Origin of the sequence: Bifidobacterium jacchi, from assembly GCF_009078285.1 — a bacterium.
GTDB classification, from domain to species: domain Bacteria; phylum Actinomycetota; class Actinomycetes; order Actinomycetales; family Bifidobacteriaceae; genus Bifidobacterium; species Bifidobacterium jacchi.
Window position 1 is genome coordinate 33,547 of record NZ_RQSP01000016.1, and the last position, 22,751, is coordinate 56,297.

14 protein-coding genes are annotated in these 22,751 nt (G+C 64.2%); 3 read left to right on the forward strand and 11 right to left on the reverse strand.

The window, feature by feature from the left end; all coding sequences use genetic code 11:
* Window positions 1-29 precede the first annotated feature (29 nt).
* From EHS19_RS05755 to EHS19_RS05780, 6 genes are all read right to left on the reverse strand, one after another.
* Window positions 30-1,505 carry a S10 family serine carboxypeptidase-like protein gene (locus EHS19_RS05755; protein ID WP_175578338.1) on the reverse strand — a complete coding sequence of 492 codons (1,476 nt, stop codon included), beginning with the start codon at window positions 1,503-1,505 and terminating at the stop codon, window positions 30-32.
* A 90-nt stretch (window positions 1,506-1,595) separates the two neighbouring features.
* The gene (locus tag EHS19_RS05760) at window positions 1,596-3,452 is read right to left on the reverse strand and encodes a M20/M25/M40 family metallo-hydrolase (protein ID WP_151916825.1); all 1,857 of its coding nucleotides are present in this window, start codon (window positions 3,450-3,452) and stop codon (window positions 1,596-1,598) included.
* Window positions 3,452-4,354, reverse strand: coding sequence for an ABC transporter ATP-binding protein (locus EHS19_RS05765; protein ID WP_151916826.1), 903 nt, complete (start codon window positions 4,352-4,354; stop codon window positions 3,452-3,454). The genes EHS19_RS05760 and EHS19_RS05765 overlap by 1 nt, the downstream gene beginning before the upstream one ends.
* The gene (locus EHS19_RS05770; RefSeq protein ID WP_151916827.1) at window positions 4,351-6,342 is read right to left on the reverse strand and encodes a dipeptide/oligopeptide/nickel ABC transporter permease/ATP-binding protein; all 1,992 of its coding nucleotides are present in this window, start codon (window positions 6,340-6,342) and stop codon (window positions 4,351-4,353) included. The genes EHS19_RS05765 and EHS19_RS05770 overlap by 4 nt, the downstream gene beginning before the upstream one ends.
* A gap of 127 nt (window positions 6,343-6,469) precedes the next feature.
* Window positions 6,470-7,525 (reverse strand): ABC transporter permease, encoded by a 1,056-nt coding sequence (locus EHS19_RS05775; RefSeq protein ID WP_151916828.1) that lies wholly within the window; start codon window positions 7,523-7,525, stop codon window positions 6,470-6,472.
* Window positions 7,526-7,760: 235 nt separating this feature from the next.
* Complete coding sequence (locus EHS19_RS05780) at window positions 7,761-9,332, reverse strand: ABC transporter substrate-binding protein (RefSeq protein WP_175578339.1); 1,572 nt, start codon at window positions 9,330-9,332, stop codon at window positions 7,761-7,763.
* Window positions 9,333-9,793: 461 nt separating this feature from the next.
* Here EHS19_RS05780 and EHS19_RS05785 point away from each other — a divergent pair, with 461 nt between their 5' ends.
* On the forward strand, window positions 9,794-10,852 hold the full coding sequence (locus tag EHS19_RS05785) for a Fic family protein (RefSeq protein ID WP_151916838.1): 1,059 nt from the start codon (window positions 9,794-9,796) through the stop codon (window positions 10,850-10,852).
* A 124-nt stretch (window positions 10,853-10,976) separates the two neighbouring features.
* Here the strand turns inward: EHS19_RS05785 and EHS19_RS05790 are convergent, their stop codons facing one another.
* Window positions 10,977-11,798 carry a fumarylacetoacetate hydrolase family protein gene (locus EHS19_RS05790; protein ID WP_151916839.1) on the reverse strand — a complete coding sequence of 274 codons (822 nt, stop codon included), beginning with the start codon at window positions 11,796-11,798 and terminating at the stop codon, window positions 10,977-10,979.
* 731 nt (window positions 11,799-12,529) lie between these two features.
* On the opposite strand from EHS19_RS05790, the gene EHS19_RS11355 reads away from it, so the two are divergent.
* On the forward strand, window positions 12,530-14,227 hold the full coding sequence (locus EHS19_RS11355) for a LacI family DNA-binding transcriptional regulator (protein WP_151916830.1): 1,698 nt from the start codon (window positions 12,530-12,532) through the stop codon (window positions 14,225-14,227).
* A gap of 379 nt (window positions 14,228-14,606) precedes the next feature.
* Here EHS19_RS11355 and EHS19_RS05800 read toward each other — a convergent pair whose 3' ends face one another.
* The 3 genes from EHS19_RS05800 to dnaB all read right to left on the reverse strand — a co-directional run bounded on the left by EHS19_RS05800 (window position 14,607) and on the right by dnaB (window position 18,427).
* A complete protein-coding gene (locus EHS19_RS05800) occupies window positions 14,607-16,502 on the reverse strand; it encodes an ABC1 kinase family protein (protein ID WP_241677109.1) in 1,896 nt (631 codons plus the stop codon).
* A 46-nt stretch (window positions 16,503-16,548) separates the two neighbouring features.
* A complete protein-coding gene (locus EHS19_RS05805) occupies window positions 16,549-16,818 on the reverse strand; it encodes a phasin family protein (protein ID WP_151916831.1) in 270 nt (89 codons plus the stop codon).
* Window positions 16,819-16,972: 154 nt separating this feature from the next.
* Window positions 16,973-18,427, reverse strand: coding sequence for a replicative DNA helicase (gene dnaB / locus EHS19_RS05810; protein ID WP_241677110.1), 1,455 nt, complete (start codon window positions 18,425-18,427; stop codon window positions 16,973-16,975).
* Window positions 18,428-19,120: 693 nt separating this feature from the next.
* Between dnaB and EHS19_RS05820 the strand changes: the two genes are divergently transcribed.
* Window positions 19,121-19,417, forward strand: coding sequence for a hypothetical protein (locus EHS19_RS05820; protein ID WP_151916833.1), 297 nt, complete (start codon window positions 19,121-19,123; stop codon window positions 19,415-19,417).
* A gap of 144 nt (window positions 19,418-19,561) precedes the next feature.
* On the opposite strand, the gene EHS19_RS05825 is transcribed toward EHS19_RS05820, so the two are convergent.
* Window positions 19,562-22,751 (reverse strand): glycoside hydrolase family 101 beta sandwich domain-containing protein (locus EHS19_RS05825; RefSeq protein WP_175578340.1); only part of this gene is annotated, 3,190 nt, incomplete at its 5' end.

Here is a 22,751-nt window from a genome sequence, read left to right on the forward strand (position 1 = left end):
GCACGCGCAGCGCATCGCGCGCAGCCGCCTTATTCCCCGCGCACGAACGCGGCGAGATCGCGCGCCAGCGCCTCGCCGGATTCGCGATCGGTGTAGGTCATGTGCCCTGCCGGATAGATGCGCTGCGTCACCGTGCCCTCCGGCGCGTCGATCGAGGCGATGAGCGCATCGGAGGCGCCGACCGTGGTGATCGTGTCGTAGGCGCCGTTGACGACCATCAGGCGGAATCCGGGCACCTGCTGAAGGCAGTATTCCAGCGCGCCGGCGTAGTCGAACTCGTCGAACGGCGACTTGTGCTCGCCGGCCGGCACGGAATCGCTCGGCCCGCCGATGCTCCAATCCCATGCCGACCACACGTCGCCGGGCGCCTCGACGCGCGTCAGCGAACGATCCACGCCAAGCAGATCGTTGTAGAAGCGGTGCGCGCACACGGCCAGCACCGGCTCCACGCGGCTCGACGACGGGTCGACCGGATAGTTGGGCGATGCGGGCGCGGCGTATCGCGCATCGTACACGCCCACGACCTTGCCTTCGTCGGCGAGCAGCATCGAGCGGAACCGGTCCTTGGAGATGTTGAGCCGGTTTTTGAGCCAGTCGGCGGCTTTGAGTCCGGCGATGCGCTCCAGTTCGGCAGCCGTTTTCGCACGCTCGTCTGCGGGCAGTCGCGAGCCTTCGACCAGCGCGTGCAAATACGGACCGTAGGCGTAGTCGCGCGCCTTGTCGATCGCCTCGCGCCAGTCGGTGGCGTCGAGCGATCCGCGATGGTGGTACCATGCGACGGCGGCCATCAACGGCAGCGAGCTGGCCGGCGCAAGCACCGAACGCAGCCGGTCGTGCACCTCCTGGATGTTGGTGGTCGTGCCCATGAGCACGACGCCGGCGGGCGCGATGGTGGTGTCGCCAAGCTCAAGCAGCGTCTTCGCCATGAGCGGCGCGCGCACGGTGCCGTAGCTTTCGCCCAGAATGTAGAGCGGCGACGCCTCGCGGCCTTCCTCGCTCATCCATGCGGCGGCGGCTTCGGCGAACTGCCGGGCGTCCTCGCGCGCGCCATACTTGGATTTGACGTCGATGTCGGCTTCGTAGCGGCCGTATCCGCATCCGATCGCATCCATGACGATCAGATCGCAGTCGGCGAGCACGGCATGCGGCGAATCCTCCAGCCGGTACGAGTCGCGCAGCGGCGCGTCGAGATCGTCGCTGAACGCGGCGCGCTTGGGGCCGATCCCGGACAGCAGCAGCGCGGTGCTCGCCACGATCGGCCCGCCGTTGAACATCGCCAGCACCGGCCGGTCACGGTCCGGCTTGCCGTCGAACAGTCGCGTGAACGAGGTGATCGACATGCGGCCCACCGGGCGGCGATCCTCGTCGCTGCGCGGCACGGCGACCAGTCTCACGCGCGCCTCGTAGTCGATGCGTTCGCCGCGGTCGCTGACGTAGTCCAGCCGCGCGGCCCGGTCGATGTCGGGCATGGCGGGGCCGGGCTGGTATGCCGAGTTGTCGCTCATCGTTACCTCGTTTCCTTGGATTTCGCTTGGCATTTCGCTTGCAATCGTTTTGTTTTCCCGCTTGGTATCCGCTTGCCGCTCCACAGTGGATTACGCCTGCGGTTCCACCGTGGATCGGGATTCCGCTTGACTCGGCTGCGCTTCACGCATTGTTTCACACACTGTTTCACGGTTGTCGGCCGGCGATGCGGCAAGTGTGCGATCCAACCGGACCAATGCCAGCAGATACAGTTTGGCGGCCGTCATCAGATTGTCGATGTTGACGCATTCGTCGGCGGCATGCGCGCCGCCCTCGTCCGCTCCCATGCCGCCTGGCTTGGCCGGGTGCCCGGCTTTGCGGGCGATGTCGTCCATATACCAGAAATCCGCGCCGAACGTGACCGATCGCGGCAGCATCCGCGAATGCGTGCCGCCGCCCATCGTGAACGGCTGCTTGTCGGCATCGAAGAAATCGTTGAACGCGGCGGTCAACGTGGTCGATTCGATGCCGTTGGGGTCGATGCGATACGCCGGCTCGTCGCGCACCTGCTCGACTCGTATGGCCGCTTGCTGCGGCATCGCGTCGATCGCGGCACGCAGCCGCGCAATGATGTCGTCGCCGTGCTTCGATACCGGATATCGGCTGTCGCATGCCAAGTGCAGCCGGATGCCGCCATGAAAGCAATCCGTACGATCCGCGCAATCGGAATGATCGGCGGAATCGGCGCAATCCACCGCGTCAGACGCATCGACGCGCCCCAGATTGAAGCTCAGCGCGCCCGACTCGTCGGCGCACGCAATGCCCAGCACCTCGCCGTCCTTGGCGGCCGCAATCTCATAGAGCGTCTGCGCCACGACCAGTTCATCGGCATGTTCCGCGCCGCGCAGCAGCCCGGACTGCGCGAGGAATCCGGCGAGCAGCATGATCGCGTTGAGCGTGCCATCCTGAAAGGCTGCGTGCCCGGCAATGCCCTCGGCATGCAGCACACCGCTTGCGGCATCCCAACGCAGCGCGTCGCGATACGGCTTCGGAGCGCGCGCGATCGCGTCGGCGACAGCGTCCGAAACAACGCCCACAGCAGCCTGCGATGCGGCCGACGTAGCCGGTTGCGCCGACGCAGCCGATATATGCGATTCTGCCGCGACCATACCCCGCGGCAACGCGATCGACGCCTCGCCGGGCACCGCGTTCGCCGCAGAACCGGCGTGGAAGCCGGCCCAGATGCCGGGCGCCGCCATGGTGATGGCGATGCCGAGAATCCCCTTCTGCCCGTAGTTGACGGGGAACGGGCCGTCGGTGACCAGCGAGAAGCCGGCGGGGCGTTCAAGGCGCAGGTAGCCGCGCAGATCGTTCATGCGCGTCTCCTCGCCGCCGCCGAACAATGCGCGCACACGGTGGCGCAACGGCACGCCGAGATCGCGGATCATGCGCAGCACGAACACGTTGACCAGCGACGGCCCCTTGCAATCCTGCACGCCGCGGCCGAACACGAACTCGCCTTCGCAGGTCAGCTCAAACGGTGGTCTAGTCCAGCCGTCGCCGGCGGGAACCACGTCCACGTGGCTAACCAGAGCGATCTCATCGTCGCCGCCGACCGGCAGATCGGCATGCGAGAGGCCACCTTCAACCGCCGCCGACATCGCATAGCAGCCGTGGTTCACCGCGACCAGTCCCATATCGCGCAGGTCCGCCGCGGCAAGCGCGAACATGCGCGCCACGGCCGCGCCGAGCGGCTCGGGGGCATGATCGCCGAATCCGGCATCACCGGTATGCGCATCGCTGGCGCTGGCAGCACCCCCGCAGCAGCCGCAATCGGCATCATCATGCCAATCCGGCCGGTCGCAGTCATCGGTGCAGATCGACGGCACCGCCACCCAACGCGCCAGAATCCGCTCGAACTCGTCGCGATGATCGGCAAGCCAGCGATCGGCGCGGGCAAGCAGATCGCGTTCGTCGTCGCCGATCATCACCGCTCCCCCGCTGCCACAGCAGTCGCGCGATCACCGGTGTTACCAGCCGCCGCACCGGCCACACTGGCCGCACCGGCCGCCGCAGCGCCGCCAGCCAGCGCCGGGTCGAGCAGCACATCGCGCCCGGCATCCTCCAGCGAGGGAATCGCGCCGACCAGCGAGCGCGTGTACGGGTCCTTCGGCGCGGTCACGATCTGCTCAGCCGAACCGATTTCGACGATGCGGCCGTGATGCATGACGGCGATGTCGTCGCAGATATAGCGCACGGCGGCGAGATTGTGGCTGATGAACAGCATCGACAGGCCGAGTTCGCGATGCAGCGACTTGATGAGATTGAGCACGACCGCCTGCACCGACACGTCGAGCGCGCTGGTGATCTCGTCGGCGACGATGAGCTTGGGACGCACCGCAAGGCATTTGGCGACGGCGATGCGCTGACGCATGCCGCCAGAGAGCTGATTGGGCATCTTCGGCGCGACCTCGGGACCGAGATGCACGAGCCGCAGCAGTTCGGCCACGGATTCGCGGCGCTCGTCATGCGACAGATGCTCGTAGGTGTCGAGCACCTCGCCGATCGCCTCGCCCACGCTCATGCGCGGGTTGAGCGAGGAGTACGGGTCCTGGAACACCATCTGCACGACTTCGGCGCGCGCATGTCCCTTGAGCCTGGCGCGCGCATGCTGGTCCATGCCGTCGATCACGACCTCGCCGGAGTCGAGCGGCTGCAGGCCGACGATCGCGCGGGCGAGCGTGGACTTGCCCGAGCCGGATTCACCCACCAGGCCGAGCATCGCGCCTCGGCGCATCGTCAGCGAGATGTGATCGACCGCGTGCACCACGGAATTGCGCTTTTCGAACGTGACGCAGGCGTCGCGCACCTCAAGAATGTTGTCGCTCATCGCTGTTCCTCCCCGTTGGATTCGCTGCCGGTCTCGGCGGCAGTGCCGGCTGCATCGGCAGTGTGGGCAGTGCCGGCCGCAGCGGCAGTGCGGGCAGTGCCGGCAGCCGCCGCGCTCGTCGCGTCGCCGGTCTTCGCCAGATCGTCGGATTCCTGCGACACCAGCTCGTCGTCGATCGTCACCAGCGGTCGGCTCTTGTCGGTCGTCAGCGTCGGAATCGAGCTGACCAGCGCGCGCGTATACGGATGATGCAGCTTTTCGGGCGTGCGCAGCAGCTTCGTATCGAAGATCTCGACGATCGCGCCGTGGTACATGACCATGATCCGACTGCAGATCTCGCCAAGCACGGCGATGTCGTGCGACACGATGACCGCGGCCTGCTTGTTGCGCGCGCACTCGTTGCGCAGCAGCGCCAGCACCTGCTTCTGCACGGTCACGTCGAGCGCGGTGGTCGGCTCGTCGGCGATGATCAGCTTGGGATGGTTGATTTCCGCCATGGCGATCATCGCACGCTGACGCATGCCGCCGGACAGCTCGAACGGGAACTTGCGTTCGGCATGCTGCGCCGGATCGATGCCCACATGCTCCAGCGCCTCGACCGCGCGCTCCATCGCCTGCTTGCGCGGCATGCCGGCCTGGCATTCAAGCACCTCGGCCAGCTGTGCGCCGACGCGCATCGCGGGATTGAGTGCGGTGAGCGAATCCTGGAACACCACGCCGATGCCGGCAAGCAGCCTGCGCTTGTCCTTCGGCAGCATGCCGACGATATCGGTGCCGTCGAATCGGATGGAATCGGCGGCCACATACGATCCCGGCGCCGCCAGATCGGCCACCGACATCATCGTCAGCGACTTGCCGGAACCGGATTCGCCGACCAAGCCGACGATCTCGCCGGCCTCGATGTCGAAGCTGATGCCCTTGACCGGCGTGTTCCACTGCTTGCCCTCAGGGAACGACACGGTCAGGCCGCGCACCGACAGCACCGGCGCCGGGCGGGGAACCGCAACGACCGCGGCCTGCGGATCGGTGGCGCGCAGCCGCTCGACGGCAGCGCGATGCTCCTCGGTGCGCTGCGCGGCGGCGGCGATCACCAGTTCCATGTTCGTCTTGTCGAGCATGCGCGGCGGATTGTCAAGCTCACGCTTCGACATCGCCGGCGGCAGCGGCTTGTAGGCGCGGCGAATCTGATTGGAGATGCCCTCGCCGAACAGGCTGAACGCGAGGCCCGCGAACACGATCACGATGCCCGGTCCGATGGCGGCCAGCGGGGAGACGTACACCTGCGAGAATCCCTCGTTGATCAGACGACCCCAATCGTAGACGGGCGGCTGCACGCCAAGTCCGAGGAAGCTCAGCGAGCTCATCGCCAGAATCGCGCCGCCGATCGACTGGGTGACGTTTGCGACGAACGGCTCGGCCACCTCGGGAAGAATGTATTTGAAGACCTGCCGGCGGCCGGAAACGCCGAACATGCGCGCGGCGGCCATGTAGTCGGCGCCGGCCACGTTGGCCGACAGCGTCTGCGCGAGTCGGGCGAACGTGGGCGTCATCGTGACCGTCAGCGCGATCGTGGTGGCCATCGCGCCGGTGCCGAGCGCGATCACGGTGAGCATCGCCAGCAGGATCACCGGGAACGCGAGCCACACGTTGATGACCGACGACGTCCAGCGCTGGGCACGCTTGCCGAAGACCACCGGCACCGAGCCGATCACGATGCCGAGCACTGCGGAGACGGCCGTGCAGATCAGCGCCGAGACGACCGACAGCCGGGTCGCGACCATCGTTCGGGCGAAGATGTCACGGCCGAGCGAATCGGTGCCGAACCAGTGTTCGCCGGACGGCTTGCGCAGCAGAATCGCCGGGTTCTCGGTGCTCGCCGCCGTGCCCCAGATCGCCGGCGCGATCACGGCCAGCACGATCAGCACGAGAATCATCACGCCGGAGACCACGACCAGCGGCGATGAGAGGAACTGCTTGACTCGTTTCATGATTGGCGATCCGTCCTTCTGTGCGTATTGTGCGTATTGAGAGGCTTGTCCTGAAGCATTCCCTGCATTCCCCGAAGCGTTTCCTCGGCATTCCGCGCCGTGCGCGCGCCGCGCGTCGCCGGGGCGGTCATGAGGTCTCCAGCATCGTCGAACGGCGCTCCAGCAGCGCCACGATCACATCTACCAGGAACGTGATCAGCAGCACCATGAAGCCGTACACCAGCGCCAGACCCTGCACAATGCCGTAGTCGCGCGAGGTGATCGAGTTCGTGAACGCCGTGCCCATGCCGGGCCAGTTGAACACCTGCTCGATGAGCACCGTGCCGGTCATGATCTGCGCGAGCGTGTTGCCGGCGAGCACCATCACCGTCGACACCATGTTCGGCATGACGTGGCGGAAGTAGATGCGCATCGGGCTGAGGCGCTTGCCGCGCGCGGTGCGCACATAGTCGTCGTTGAGCGTATGGAACGTCTGGATTCGCGCGATTCGCGACAGCATGCAGATCGACGAGATCGACAGCGCGGTGACCGGCAGCACATATGATTCGGGCGAGTTCGCGCCCGCCACCGGGAACATTTTGAGATTGACCGCGAACACGCTCACCAGAATCACGGCCATCAGGTAGTCGGGAACGTTGCCGAAGAAGCCGGTGATGCCAGTGAACGCGAGTTCGCTGCCGCGGTTGCGGTCGCCCTGCGTGCGCACGGCCATCGCCATGCCGATCGGAATCGAGAAGAGCAGAATCACCACGAACGAGGCGACCGCCAGACTGACCGTCCACGGCAGGCGGGTGACGACCAGTTCGGAGACGGACCGGCCGGAGATGATCGAAATGCCCAGATCGCCGTGGAACAGGCCGACGATGTAGTCCCAGTACTGCACCGGCAGCGGCTTGTCGAGGCCGAGCGTGGATCGGCGCAGCGCCACCAGTTCGGGCGATGCGGTCGCGCCGAGCGCGTTGCGCACCGGGTCGCCGCCCGAGAAGCGCAGCACCACGAACGCGACGGTCACGATGACCCACAGCGCCACGATCGTGCGCACCAGACGCCGCAGCACGAAGCTCAGCCACGGGTTCATGCGGCGGCGGGCGCGGCCGACCTGGCTTGTGCGGCCGGCGCCGCCTGCACGGTCGGCGCCGCCTGCGGATGGTGCAGAAACGGTCTTGGCGCTGCTGTCACTCACTTCGACTCTCCTTCATGCTGGTTCCTTGATGCTGGTTCGATGCTGGTTCAATGCTGGTTCAAGCGAATCCGAACGGCCCCATCGCGGACCCGCCGAGTTGAGACGGATCCGCGATGGATTGCGCTGGGCGGGCGTTTCGCTGACCTGACTCAGGCCGCCGGCCTAGGGCTCAGGGCTCAGACCTAGGCCGCTGATTCAGGCCGCTGATTCGGGCCGCTGATTCAGAGATCAGGACTCAGGCCGCCTTGAACGTGGTGGGCAGGAAGTTGCCCGTCTGATCGGTGCCGACGCTGAATCCCTTGGCGTAGTACTTGTCGAAGGACTGCGCGAGCGGCACGACGGTCACGTTCTTGAGCAGCTGCTCTTCGGCCTTGGTCCAGTCGGGGCAGGAGTCCTCGCCGGCCTGCGCCGCGGCCTTGTCGGCCAGCGAGAAGTAGACCTTGTCGGCGTTGTACGTCCAGTTGCCGCCGTTGGGCACCACGTCGCCGGAGAAGATGCCGTACCATTCGGCCGGTGTGGTGGCGGAGATGCCGCTGATGAGCAGATCCCAGTCGCCGCCGGAGAAGATCACGTTGGTGTACTGGTCGGACGGGGTGATCTGCGCGTCGAAGCCGACCGCGTTGAGCTCCTTCTGCACCAGTTCGACGCCAGCGGCCACTTCGGAGCCTGAGGTGGAGTTGTACAGGATCTTGACGGTCAGCTTCTTGCCGTCCTTGGTGCGCACGCCGTCGGAGCCGACCTTCCATCCGGCCTCGTCGAGCAGCTTCTTCGCATCCTCGGTGTCGTTCTTGGCGATCGCCGCGGAATTGTCGGTGTTGGCGCACACCGAGGAGCCTGCGGGCAGCAGCGTCTTCATCAGTTCGCCCTTGCCGGAGGTGATGGTCGGGCCGACCTCGGTGCGGTCGATGGCCTCGGCGACGGCCTTGCGCACTTCAAGCGAGCCGGTCGGGCGCTTCTCGTTCTGGTTGAAGAACAGCGACATCGGCATCGAGCCGCCCTTGGTGCTCTTGTACTGCGGGGCGGCGTCGGCGCGGTCCTGATTCGAGCTGCCCAGCTTGACGAGGTTGAGGTCGCCCGAGCCGAGCATGTTGGTCTGCGTGGACTGATCGGCGACAACGGACACCTCGATGGTCTTGGGCAGATCGGTGATCTTGGTGCCGCTGGGCAGGCCGCTCTTGTAGGAGTCGACGCGCTTGTACGTGTACTTCTGGCCGGCGGAGGCGCTCTCCAGCTCGTACGGGCCGGTGCCGAAGGTCTTGGAATCCATCGCGGACGGGTCCTTGAGGCCGGCCGGGCAGACGATCGGCAGCTGGCCGACCTCCTCGGCGAGGAAGCTCTGCGCGGTGGGGACCTTGAACGTCACCGTCTTCGCGGAGTCGTCGGCGCTGACTTCAACGCCCTCGGGAACGTACACGCCGTTGTACTGGGAATCCTTGGCGTCCTTGAGCACGTAGTCGAACGTGGCCTTCACATCGCTGGCCTTGAGCGCGGTGCCATCCGAGCAGGTGACGTCATCTTTGAGTGTGAACGTCGCCTCGGTGGTGGTCGCCTTCCATTCCTTGGCGATGTTGCCGGTCGGCTCCTTGTCGGCGGGCATGCTCAGCAGCGATTCGTAGGCGAAATTGGACAGCTGCACGCCGTCGCCGGTGGCGTTGGTGATCGGGTTGAGTTTGCCGGGATCCTGCGAGATCGCATATTTGACGGTTTCGGGAACGGTTCCCGATGCCGCGCCGTTGTCTCCCGACTGGCCGCCGCAGCCGGCGAGCGCCAGTGCGAGCGCACACATGCCGGCCGTCGTCACAATCATCTTCCGCTTCATGGTCGTACCCTTTCTCTGGCTGTTTCAGCCCCTTCCATCGAAGCCGTGCCGCTACGCCGTATCGCCGCCAGGTCGGGCTGATATCGGTTATCCACAGATGCCGTATCGATAGAATTGAATATAATGGTATTGATGAATGTGGCGGCTATGTTTCAACCATGCAACATGATCGCAACACAACCCTGTGCCGCAGCATCGGCTTTCGGCCGCAAACCGGTTCCATCTGCGCCATTGCAGGGGATTCAGGTTGGCTTTCACTGCTCGAAATCATGATTTCACCATGCGGACACCTTGGCGCGCCGCATCGGTCGCCACATTGGTTGTCGCACCGACCACATCATGCCGCTTTTCTGCCTCATCAACCGGTTTTCTGCCTCATTTTGCTATGCTATGAGGCAGAAAACAAGGCAGAAAACAACCATCTGAGGCAGAAAAGCGAGGTGGCCCGCATGCGATCATTCGACTACGTCACAGCAGCGGAATCACTGCTCACCGCGCGCACGACCGCGCTGCTCACCGCCATCCACGAGTCCAGAGGGCGGTATAGCGTGCAGGCCTTGATCAAACCTGATTATCTGGGCACACTGACCGCCGTCGCAAGAATTCAGAGCACTGATGCGTCCAACCGCATCGAAGGCATCGCCACCAGCAACAGCCGTCTCAACGCGCTCATCGAGCGGAAAACCACGCCACGGAATCGCAACGAAGAGGAAATCGCCGGATATCGCGACGTACTGGCCGCCATTCACGACAACCACGACTACATCCCGCTCACACCGAACGTCGTTCTGCAGCTGCACCGCGACCTGTTCCGGCATACACCGCTGTCGTTCGCGGGACGGTTCAAGGATAGCGACAACGTCATCGTCGAGCAAACCGCCAACGGCGAGCGCAGCATACGTTTCGCTCCTCCTGCGGCACTGGCCACACCGGAACTCGTCGCCGACATCTGCAATGCGTATGACGAAGCGATCCGCAACGGGCACACGGACGCACTCCTCGTCATCGCCATGTTTGTATTCGATTTCACCTGCATCCACCCGTTCAACGACGGCAACGGGCGTATGAGCAGACTGCTGACCCTGCTGGCGCTGTATCGTAACGGATACGAAATCGGCAAATACATCAGCATCGAACAACTCATCGAACGCAGCAAGGACACCTATTACGATGCGCTGGCAGGCAGCACCGCCGGATGGAATGACGGAACGAATGACTATGCGCCATTCGTGAACTATCTGCTCGGCGTGATACTTGCCGCATACCGCGAATTCGATGACCGCGTAGGCGAGCTGACCGGCTCCTTAGGGGCGCAGGAACGCGTCGCCTCCCTGATTGAACGGGAGCTTTCGCCACTGTCCAAAGCGGACATTCTCGCCCGACTGCCGGATATCAGCGTCACCACGGTCGAGCGCGCGCTCAAGTCGCTGCACAGCAGCAGCAGAATCGAGAAGATCGGCGCCGGCCGAGCCACGCGTTATGCCGCACGCAGGGCCGAGCATGCATAACCTCATCGCGGGCGCATAACCGCATTGCGGGCGCGGCGCGCGCTTGGCGAGGCACCCCGGCGCGCCGCATCCGCGATCGTGTATGAACGATCCGTGCGGATGAACGATCCGTGCAGATAAACGGTCAGCCGCGCACGATCACGTTGCGCAGGCTACCGATGCCCTCGACGTGCACGATGGTCTCGTCGCCGGCATGCAGCGAACCGGAGGCGTTCGGCGTGCCGGTCATGATCACGTCGCCGGGCAGCAGCGTGGAGAAGCTGGAGATCGCGGCGATCTGCTCGGGAATGCCGTGGATGAGGTTCGCGGTCGTGCCCGAGGCCATCGGCACATCCTCGCCGTTGAGCGTGAACGAGATGTGCGCGTCACGCCAGTTGAGGTCGTCGCGCATCACGATCCACGGGCCGAGCGGGCATGAGGTGTCGAAGCCCTTGGCGCGCGTCCACGTCGGGTCGAGGCCCTGCAGGTCGCGCAGCGTCACGTCGTTGACGCAGGTGAAGCCGAGCACGTAGTCCATGGCCTTGTCGACCGGCACGTTCTTCGCGATGCGGCCGATCACCACGGCCACCTCCGGCTCGAAGTTCATGTCATTGGAGTACGAGGGGAACACGATCGGATCGTCCGGTCCGATCACCGACGTGGCCGGCTTGGTGAAGATCACCATGTTTTCGGGGGCGTGGGCGATGTCGGATTTGCCGGCCGCGTGCATGAACTGCGCGTGCGCCTCGTAGTTCTTGGCGAGGCCGTACACCTTGGACGGGATGACCGGCGCGAGCAGCCGGATGCCGTCCGCGTCGAGCGCATACCGCTGCCCGGTCGGCTTGACCGGATTCGAGCCGAACGGGTAGCCGTCGAGTTCGACCAAGTAGTCCTTGCCGTCGGTCTTGTCGGTCTGGACGAAAGCGTATCGGGGCGTGTCATTGAGTGAAAAACGTGCGATTCTCATATCGATCACGATACGCCTCCCCTTGGCCGGCACCTCGCCCAGCCGCGCGCCCCGCAGTTCGCGCCCAGCAGTGGGACTCAACGCATTTCAGAGCCAATTCCACATTCCGTCCCACAAACCAGTGGGACGCAACGCAATAACCGGCAGATTCCACGTTCCATCCCACAAAACAACCACAGAACAGTGGGACTCAACGCATTCCAGAGCCAATTCCACGTTCCGTCCCACGGCTCGCCCACCGCCACAGCGAGCATTCAGACAGCATTCAGGCAAAAACGTTGGAAAACAGCGGAACACGAACGCCAGAGCAAACACCGGACCCAGTCAGGACCGCGCACGAGTGGGATGCAACGCAAAAACAGCGCCCAATCGCGTTCCATCCCACAAATCACCCACAAAACAGTGGGACGGAACGCATTCCAAGGCCAATTCCACGTTCCATCCCAAAACCAGCGGCGCGCAATGCAAAACAGCTGATGGCTGGCGACAAATGGCTGGCGACATCGTGCGCATCACAGCTTCCTCCCCCAGTCAGCTTCGCCTTACGGTGCTGTCCTGACAAAGGGAGCCTGACAAAGGGAGCCTGACAAAGGGAGCCTGACAAGCGGAGCCAACAATATAAACACGAACATCTGACGCAAGACACCAGAGCGAGAATGCCCCCATAGCGCACGCTGCGGATACAATAGAGAGCAATCGACCAATGCAGGTCGCGGGCACAGGAGGCAATCATGGACAATCCCAACGGGCGCAAGCATTCCCCGTCCAACCCCGCCCGGCCTGCACAGCCCGCACAAGCCGCACAACCATCACAACCCGCGCAGCCCGCGCAACCCGTCGCGCAGCCAACCGCGCAATCATCCATGCGACAGCGGCAGCCCCTACCGCGGCCGGTCCGTCTCGAAGACGTGGCCAAGGCGGCGCACGTATCGCTCGCGACCGCATCCAAGGCGCTGCGCGGACAGCCGCGCGTCTCCCCCGACACCCGTCAGCGCGTACTCGACGTCGCCCGCCAGCTCGGCTACCATCCCAGCCGCTCGCTGCCCGGTCTCGACGACGTGCCGTTCGCCGGCATGGATGGGTCGGTCGGCACCACAGTGCGCATCCATCCCATCCCGACCGCCGCGCGGATGGCTACCGACAGCGACACCGTCATGGCAGCGGCAACCGCCGCGGCCGCAGCCGGCGTTGCCGCAGCCGATACGGCGGAACGCATGACCGGACGCGCGACCGCCGATGCCGCGAGTACGCCCGCCGCATCGCAGCGGCTGTACGCCGATACCGCAACCGGCGACATGACACAGCCGAATACCATCATCAGGCGCAACGGCCCCGGTGCCAGCATCGCCGGCAACGCCAGCATCGCCAACAACACCGGCATCTCCGGCGATCCCAACCTCGCCAGCAGCGCGGGCAGCACCAGCGGCAGCCGCTACGGCAACCCCGCAGACACCGGCCACAATGGCCGCATCAGAAATCTCCCGCGCCCGGTCACCATCGGTCTGGTCGTGCGTGATCTCGCCGCGCCCGACACGATGCCGATTCTCGTCGGAGCCGAGCATGAACTGCACGCGCACGATGTGGACGCGCTCCTCACCGACGCGCGCGGCGACGCGCTTCTGGAACGCTCGCACGTCAGCCGCATGCTGCAGCGCGGCGTCGACGGCATCCTCGTCATTCGCGACGGCAGCGAACCGCAGCCATCGCTGAGCGCTTTGCGCATGATCGGCGATCCCCGCAGCAGCGGTATCAGCAGCGGCGGTATCGGCAGTAGCGGTACCGACGATATCAGCGATATCGGCAGCGGCACCCGCACGCCGTTCGTCTACGCCTTCGGACCGTCCGACGACCCCGCCGACCGTTCCGTGGTCTGCGACAACATCGAGGCGGGCCGCGCGGCCGTAGCGCATCTGGTGTCGTGCGGGCGGCGGCACATTGCGATCATCGGCGGCGGCGAAACGTCCACCGCGACCGCCGACCGCGTGTCCGGCGCACTCGCCGCGCTGGAATCGTACGATCTGAAGCCCGCCGGTCCGATTCGCTACGGCGTTCCCGACGAAACGTGGGGACGTGCCGCGATTCGGCTGCTCATCGATCAGGGTGTCGAGTTCGATGCGGTGATCTGCCACAGCGACCGGCTTGCGCGCGGCTGCATGGAGGTGCTGGAACGCCGTCGGATGCGCGTGCCGCAGGACGTGGCCGTGGTCGGATACGGTGATCGGGCCGAATTCACCCAGACCGTGCGCCCGGCATTGACCAGCATCGACCCGAATCTTCGCGGCGTTGGCGCGCGTGCGGCGCAACGGCTGATCGAGGCGATCAACGCGGTGCGCGAAACCGCAGCCGCCACAGCCGCAACCGCCACCGCCGGCGTGGAAGCGGTCGAATGCCGACTCATTCAGCGCGGCTCCACGCTGCCGATCGGCTGATCCGCCCCGCACCCAGTGTCACATTTTCGGCGGCAGACCAGCGAGGCACTGCGACTGGAGCCAGAGTCCAGGAGCTACCGGCCCGTTTCGCATCCTATTTCGAAACTGAGAGGCTGTTTTTCGGGTTTGCGGCGGTCTATCTCAAAACCGAGAGGCCGTACGGATGGCTGACAGGTACGTAATCAAGCCGAAAACGGCGCAACCACAGTGGCCTCTCGACTTATAACAGCCTCTCAGTTTTGAGATAGACTGCCGCAACGCACAAAATCAGCCTCTCAGTTTTGAGATAGCCGTTTCAAGATAGCTAACAACCGGAGACAACCGGAGACATCGCCTCCGCAGATTCCACCTATGTCGCTTGAGGCTCTGACCCCAGCCGCTACCTCCGCTTGGAGCGCCGCCCTTTGAAATAGATGTCGAACACGATCCACGCGGACAGGATGAACGCGACCACATACCCCATGAATCCAACCACCGGTATGCCGAAGATGATCGGCTTCATGCCGGCGAAATAGACGATCGACGAGCCGACGAACAGGCCGACCACGATCAGCGCCATCGTCAGACGGTTCACCATGTCGCTCAGCAGCCGCATCGGCTCCTCGGAACCGACCATCTCCACGTTGACGCGCAACTGTCCGCGCGTGAGCATGCGCGACGCGACCTTTGCCTCGCTCGCCGCCGCGAGCAGCCCGTGCAGCGCCTTGTGCCCCTCGATGCCGAGTTTGCCGATTTCGTCCTTCACCGCCTGGCTGGGCGTCTTGCTGGCGGCGATGTGCTGCGAGATGATCTCGATCATGTTCACGTCGGGAATGAACTCGTCGAGCAGCCCTTCGAGCGTGACCAGCGCGCGCCCGACCGTGGTGACCGTGCTCGGCACCTCGATGCCATGCCGCTGCGCCATCGACGTGAGCGCCGTGAGGAACGCGGCGATGTCCAGATCCGCCAGATCAACCTCGCCGAACTCCTTGACGATCACGTCCAGATCGGCGAGCAGCGACGGATAATCCTCCGGGGCGGCCTCACCGCCGGCGAATCGCAGCAGCCCGTCCGCGAGCGCCGGGGAATCCTGCTTGGCGACGGCGAAGATCATGTCGCGCAGCACGGCTCGGGTGCGCGCGTTGAGTCGGCCGGTCATGCCCAGATCGATGAGCACGATCTGCCCACCGGAGATGATGATGTTGCCCGGGTGCGGGTCGGCGTGGAAGAAGCCGTCGTCGAGCACCTGCGTGGCGTAGTTGTCGACGAGTTTGGTGCCGATTTCCTTGAGATCGTAGCCGGCTTTGACGAGCCGCTCGGGGTGGGAGACCGAAATGCCCTCGATGTAGTCCATGACGACCACGTGCTCGGTGCACAGCTCCATGTACGGCTTGGGGCAGTCCATGTATTTGTAGTCGGCGCAGAATCGTTTGAATTCCGCCAGATTGCGCGCTTCGACGAGGAAGTCGGTTTCGGATTCAAACGTGTCCCACAGCTCTTCGACCACGCCGCTCAGATCGACGACCTGCGCGCTGGGCACGAATTTCGCGGCCGCCTTGGCGATGGTACGCATGATCGACACGTCCTGCGCCATGACTTCGCGCACGCCGGGGCGCTGCACTTTGACGGCGACGTCCTCGCCGGTGACGAGTCGGGCGCGATGCACCTGCGCCAGCGATGCGGAGCCGAGCGGTTCGGCGTCGATATGCGCGAAGATGTCGCTGATCGGACGGCCGTATTCGTGGCTGAGCGTGTCGAGCACCGTCTGGTATGGCATCGGGTCGGCGTCGGCGCGCAGTTTCGCGAGTTCGTCACAGAACGGCTGCGGCAGGATTTCGGAGCGCATCGACAGGATCTGCCCGACTTTGACGAACGTGGGACCGAGCGCTTCGATCATGAGGCGCATTTTGACGGGCGTCAGGCCGTTGAGTATGTCGAATTGCCGGGCGATGCGCGAGATCTGCGCGAGTCGCTTGACCTTGCCGCGGCGCGTCAGATGATAGCGCTGCTCGAATGAGTCGCGGTGGGAGCCGAACAGTTCCAGCGTTTCGCCGCGGCGCACGGATTCGCGGAACGTGGATTCGCGTTTCGCAGCGGCTTCGCGGCGCGCTGAGGCGTTGCGGCGGCGCTTGGCCCAGCGGCTCACAGGTTTGTCATTTGCTGCCGCTGCACTGCCCGATACGGCTGCGCTGACCGACGCGGTTGCGCCGCCCGGTACGGTTGTGCCGCCCGACGCAGGAGCGTTGCCCGATGCGGGCGCGCTGCCCGAACCTGTCGCGCCGGAGCGGCCGGTCATATCGGATCGGCCGGCACCGCCGCGGGTATCGTAATCAGCCAAGAGGCTATTCGGCCTTCGCCGCGTCGGATTCGGCGGTGTCGGTCGCATCGGCCTTGTCAGCCGCATCGGCGGACTTCTTGGCCGACTCCTCCTTGACCTCGGCCGCCTTGCGCTTGAGCTCGGTGTTCAGTGCCTTGCCCTGCTCGACGGTCAGTTCGCCCTTCTTGACCAGATCGTCCACGATCTCCTGGCTCTTCTCGACGGTCGTCGCCAACGCGCCGACGCCAGCCAGAAACACCTTGCGCAGACCCTCGCCAAAATCAATACCAGCCATGATGCGCCTCCCTTGGTTGCCTTGCGGTTGCTGCCTTGCGGCTGCTGTCTTGCGACTGCCGTGCAACCGTTACGCTTGCTTGCGTTCGCCGGTGGATGCCTTGCGCATACCATCCGGTTCCCAGCCTACTCGCACCCCATCTCACCGCCGTAGCCTACACGCCCTGGTTGTAGTCCTGCGGCATGTCCTTGAACTTGGACGTCGCGCCGAGGAACGCCAGATGGAACGTCTCGGTCGGTCCGTTACGATGCTTGGCCATGATGATGTCCGCCTCGCCGGGCCGGTCCTCCTTGTCGTAGAAGTCCGGGCGGTGCACCAGGAACACCACGTCGGCATCCTGCTCGATCGAGCCGGATTCACGCAGATCGGACAGCTGCGGCTTCTTGTCGTTGCGCATCTCCGGGCCGCGGTTGAGCTGCGAAAGCGCCACGACCGGCACCTCCAGCTCCTTGGCAAGGAGTTTGAGCGCACGCGAGAAATCCGACACCTCCTGCTGTCGCGATTCGACCTTCTGCCCGGAGGTCATCAGCTGCAGGTAGTCGATCACGACGAGTTTGAGATCGTTGGTCTGCTTGAGGCGTCGGCATTTCGCACGGATCTCCATCAGCGACATGTTGGGGCTGTCGTCGATGAACAGCGGCGCGTTGCTCAGATGGTTCCAGAAGTTGTTGAGCGTGTTCCAGCGTTCCGGCGTGATGTCGTCGGCGCGGCGCATGGCGGCGAGCGGAATGTTCGTTTCGGCGGAGATGATGCGCTGCGCAAGCTCGGTTTTGCTCATCTCCAGACTGAACACGATCGTGGTCATGCCGTGGTGCAGCGCGGCCGATCGCGCGAAGTCGATGCCCAGCGTCGACTTGCCCATGGCGGGGCGGCCCGCCACGACGACCATCTGACCGGGCTGCAGACCCTGCGTCACGTCGTCGATGTCGCGAAATCCGGTCGGCACGCCCTTCTCCATCTGCCCGTTCTGCAGCTTGTCGAGCTGGTCGAGCGTGTCGCGCACGACCGGGTAGATCGCCGAATAGTCCTGCCGCACCTTGCCGACGCCCATCTCATAGACTTCGGCCTGCGCGAGATTGACCACATCCTCGGCCTGCGACCCCTCCGCCGAGTAGCCCAGCTGCGCGATCTTCGTGCCGGCTGCGATCACGTTGCGCAGGATCGCCCGCTGATGCACGATCTGCGCATAGTACGTCGCGTTGGCGGCGGTCGGCACCGATGCGACCAGACTGTGCAGGTAGTCGGTGCCGCCGACCTTGTCGAGATCGCCGTCGGCGAGCAGCTTGTTGGCGACGAGCACCACGTCGACGGGCTGGGATGCGGCGAACAGGCCGATGATCGCCTCGTACACGGTCTGATGCTTGGGTTGGTAGAAGTCGGCGACGTCGATCATCTGCGAGACCTCGCCGATCGCGTCCTTGCTCATGAGCATGCCGCCGAGGACGGCCATTTCCGCGTCGTCGTCGTGCGGGGGGACGCGGTCGAAGATCGGATCGCGCGGGGCCGGGGCGCCGGCTGCGGAGGCGATGGAGGCGGCGCTGCGCGAGCCGCCGCTGGCGTAGGTGCCGCGTCGGCTCGCCGGGGCGATGGATGCGCCGAGGTCCGGCATGCCGGTTGATGCGATGCCCGGCGCGCCGCCCGCCGCACCTGGTGCGTGGATTGCGGACGCGTCGGAAGGCTGCGGAGCGAAGGTCGATGAGGTCATGTCCTCGATTCTACTCATGGGTATGCGGGCGGCATGCGGCGAGGGATGCGACGGGACTGTGTACACCCGATCTATGGCGGACCAACAATTCGGTAAACACTCGGCAAACACTGTGGATAAATCCACGTCAGTTATCCACCGGATGTGGATTATTGCCTGATTGTCCCCATATATAGGGGTTTTCCGACAATCGTTTTCCACATATTGGGGACAACTATGTGGAAAACTTGGGGATACTCTGGGGACAACTCCGCCGCTCCCCGCAAAGCGGGACCGAGGGGCAGCCGCACGCCAAGCACCACCCATGCCATCGGAACACCTTGACCAATCCAACATTTTGTGCCACAATATATAAATGAACATATTCCCTTCGGCCCTCAAGCACGGCATTGAGCCGGACGATGCCATGTATGTGGTGGAACATCCACTACGTGATCTAGTGCTACGCGAGGAACCGCTGAAAGTCCTGTATTTGGGCATATCGCAGGATGGACTTCCATTGGAGGTTGTCGTAGCTGATACGTCAAAGGGTCCGGCACTCATCCATGCCATGCGCATGAGAACTCAATACGTGAAACTGCTGGAAGGAGGCAGGCAATGGACATGAACTACACCATTCTCTCGTATGATGATCTTCCGGCGGCCGAAGCTGCGATGCTTCAAGCCGACGCAGAGGAGGCCGAACGCGGCTACAGCGATGAGCAGCTCGCCGAAGCCATGAAGCGTACACCGGGGCGTCCCCTCGCGGTAGGCAGCACACCCGCGACCAACGTGATTCGAGTACGTCTGGATGATGAACGCGACGCCAAGCTGGAACGCTACATGCGAGCTCATCATTTGACTCGAAGCGCTGCCGTGCGCACACTGCTCGACAAGGCCCTCGCCGATATCTGATCCTCACCATTCTCACTGCTTCCACATCCGATCAGGCATACAAAACGCACTGTGGGGCGGGTGCCGTATTTGCAGCGCCCGCCCCACAGTGCGTTCAGTTATCGATGTTCAGTTATCGATGTTCAGTTATTCGGCTATGCCGACTCACTCCTTGGAGGAGCGACGACGGGATGCCATCAGCACTCCGGCCACGCCGGCGAGAGCCATGCATGCGACGCCTGCGGCGAGGATGCTGGCACCCGTGTCGGCGACGCCGGGCTTCTTGTTGATGGGCTTGTCGTCGGAGCCGGGCTTCTTGTCGCCGGTGTCGCCGGTGGGCGCGGCCTTGAGTCCGGCGATCGCCTTCTGCAGGGCGGCGGTCGCATCGGCGACCTGCTGCTGCGTGGCCTTACCGGCCTTCGCATCGGCAAGCACCTGCTTCGCCTTCGCCAGAGCCTCCGCATACGCCTTCCACGAAGCCGCCGTGTAGGCGTTCTGCTTCAGGCCCGAGGTGCCGTTGATGGCCTTGTCGAGCGCCTCGATCTGCTCCTTGGTCGCGGGCTTGTTCGGCTCGACCGGCGTGGTGCTGTTGGTCTTCAGTCCGCTGATTGCGGCGTTCAGATCCTTAGCGGCCTTATCAACGGCAGCCTGATCGGCATTGCCGTTCTTCGCCACGGCACGAGCCGCCTCCAGAGCCTTGCCAAGAGCAGCCCACGAATCATCGGTGTAGTTGCCCTGACCAGCCTGAACCTTGGCTTCAGCCTTTGCGATCTCAGCCTTCAGAGCCTCCTTGTTGACGGCAACCAGATCTGCAACGGCACCAGCCAGCGTATTGGTGGCAGTGTCAATTTCAACCTGATTGGCCTTCTTGTCCGCGTACACCGAGCGAGCCGCCTCCAGAGCCTTGCCAAGAGCAGCCCACGAATCATCGGTGTAGTTGCCCTGACCAATTTCAGTCAAAGCTTCAGCCTTTGCGATCTCAGCCTTCAGAGCCTCCTTGTTGACCAGACCGGCAACGGCAGACTTCAGATTCTCAACAGCGAGAGCCACCTCGTCAAGAGTGGCGTCCTCCTTGTCGAGTATCTTCTTGGCAGCGTCGCGAGCCTTGACCAGAGCGGTCCAACTCTCCGCATCATACCCGTCAGCGGTCAGAGTAGCGGCATTGTCATAGGCAAACTGCAGCTCGGACTTGTCAACCGGGACTTCAACCGGAGGCACATCGCGATCAGTCGTGACGCGCAGCTCGGCCGCGGTGGCGTACTTGTTCACCTCGGATTCGAGTCGGCCCGTGGTCTCGAGCGCGGTGAGACGCACCTTGGTCACGTCGCTGACGGCATCGAAGGAGACTCGCTGCCACTTGGTCGCGGTGTCGAACGTGCCGTCGGCGACGACATCCTTGCTGGTACCGTCGGCGAGGGTGAGCGTCACCTTGTACTTCACGATCTTGCCGTTGACGTTCGCGGCACCCGCGCGAGGCAGATAGCGCAAACCATTGATAGTCGTCGGCTTCGTCAGGTTGAACTGATACCAAGCGGTGCCGTCTGTGACCGCATTGGCACTCCAGCTGGTGTGCCAATGGGTATTGTCTTTATCATCCTGTGCAAGGGATGCCGGGCCTTCGTTCGGAAGGCCGGCGGTCGGTTCTTCGCTACCCGCTGTAACGGTGTAATCGTCACTCGACACATCCCATGCATCACTGGAATCGTCGCCCTGAGAGTTCTTCATATAGTCCGCCAGAGCAACGGCAAGCTCATACGCAGCCGTGAAGTCGGAAGAAGCAGCGTTCTCCTGATTGATCTTGGCACGGATCTGAGCCGTGGTACGCATGTACACGGTCCAAGCTTCAGCACTGACCTCAGCACCCTTGTCACCGTAGGTGTCAGTCACTTCCTTGAGCTTGGCTTCGGCCTCGGCCTTGGTGTATGTCTTGGACGGAGCGACGCGCTCGACCTTCAGATCGTCAAGGACGAAGTCCTGATAGCCGCCGAAGTTGGCTGCAGCTCCGCTCGTGCCCTGCAGGTCGGGGGCGGTGGTGGTCGAGTAGATGCCGAACCAGCTGTCGCCGGTCACCGAACCGGTGACGGTCGCGGTGAACGTGCCGTCAGCATCCTTGCCCATCGCCTTCTTGATGTTGGTGGTGGACGTGATGTTGCCTTCCCCGTCGCCGGTCACGAACGCGTAGATGTCGTCGGAGCCGGCCTGGTACTTGAACGTGACCGTGTAGGTCTCGCCCGGCTCCAGGCGCACGTTCTGCGGGATCGTCTGGTAGACGAGGGCGCCGCGCTGCGTCAGACCGTTGGTCTTGACCGACCAGGTGCCGTCGAGCACGTCGTCCATCTTCTTGACGTCCCAGCCGCCCTGCGTGTACGGCGCGTGCAGCTCCGACAGGTGCGTGCGGTTGTCCTCGACGCCCTCGATGCCACCGATCACGAACGGCCAGATGCCCTGCGCGTTGTTCTCGAAGTCGTTCGTCAGCGTCTTGAGCGTGCCGTCCGCGTTCAGCGTCAGACCCGCGTACCTGTTCTCCAGCACGCGCACGTCGTCGAAGTACGCCGCGCCCGTCGCATCCGTGCCCGCGTCATGCGACAGTACGACCGTCACGTCGCCGCTGTCCGGCGCGGTGAACCACACGTACATGTTCTGGAAGTAGCTTCCCGACACGCCCTGCTCGATCGTGGTGGTGGTGCTGTGCGCGTACGCCTTGACGTAGTTCTTCGCGATCGACTTGCCGGTCGAGTTCGTCGCCAGCGTCCTGCCGCCGCTGGTCACGCTGACCCTGGCGGCCGAGCCGGAGCGGTTGTCCACGCCCACATACAATGCGTAGCGCTTGCCGGCCTTCAGATCGGTCAGCTTCTGCGACACCTTCACGCCGCCGGTCAGCTTGAGCACCGCGTTGCTGGTGCCCACGACCGCCGCCTTGCCGGACTTGTCGGCCGCGACCGTCCAGTTCGTGCCGAGCGTCTTGGCGTCGTTGAAGCCGACGTCGGTCGCGTGCATGCCCGTGCTCCACGTGACCTTCAGCTGCCGCTCAGCGCCCTTGGTCACCACGTACGGGGTCTGCGCCGCGGCCTCAAGCGACACCTTGCCGTTGACAACCGGAACGGTCTTCTCGTTGGTCTTGCCCTGATCGGTCAGCTCGTACACCTTCACCGACGCGAGATTCCGCCAGCTCTCGGGCAGCGTCCACTCGGTCGTGCCGCCCTTGGTGTTCCAGTGGTACAGCTTCTCGTTCGCCGACTCGACCAGCTTGCCGGTGCTCGCATCCCACAGCCACGGCAGCAGGTACGACTCGGTGCCGTCCTTGCCGTTGTCGCCGCGCGACACCTTGCCCGACGCGACCGTCACGCCGTTGAAC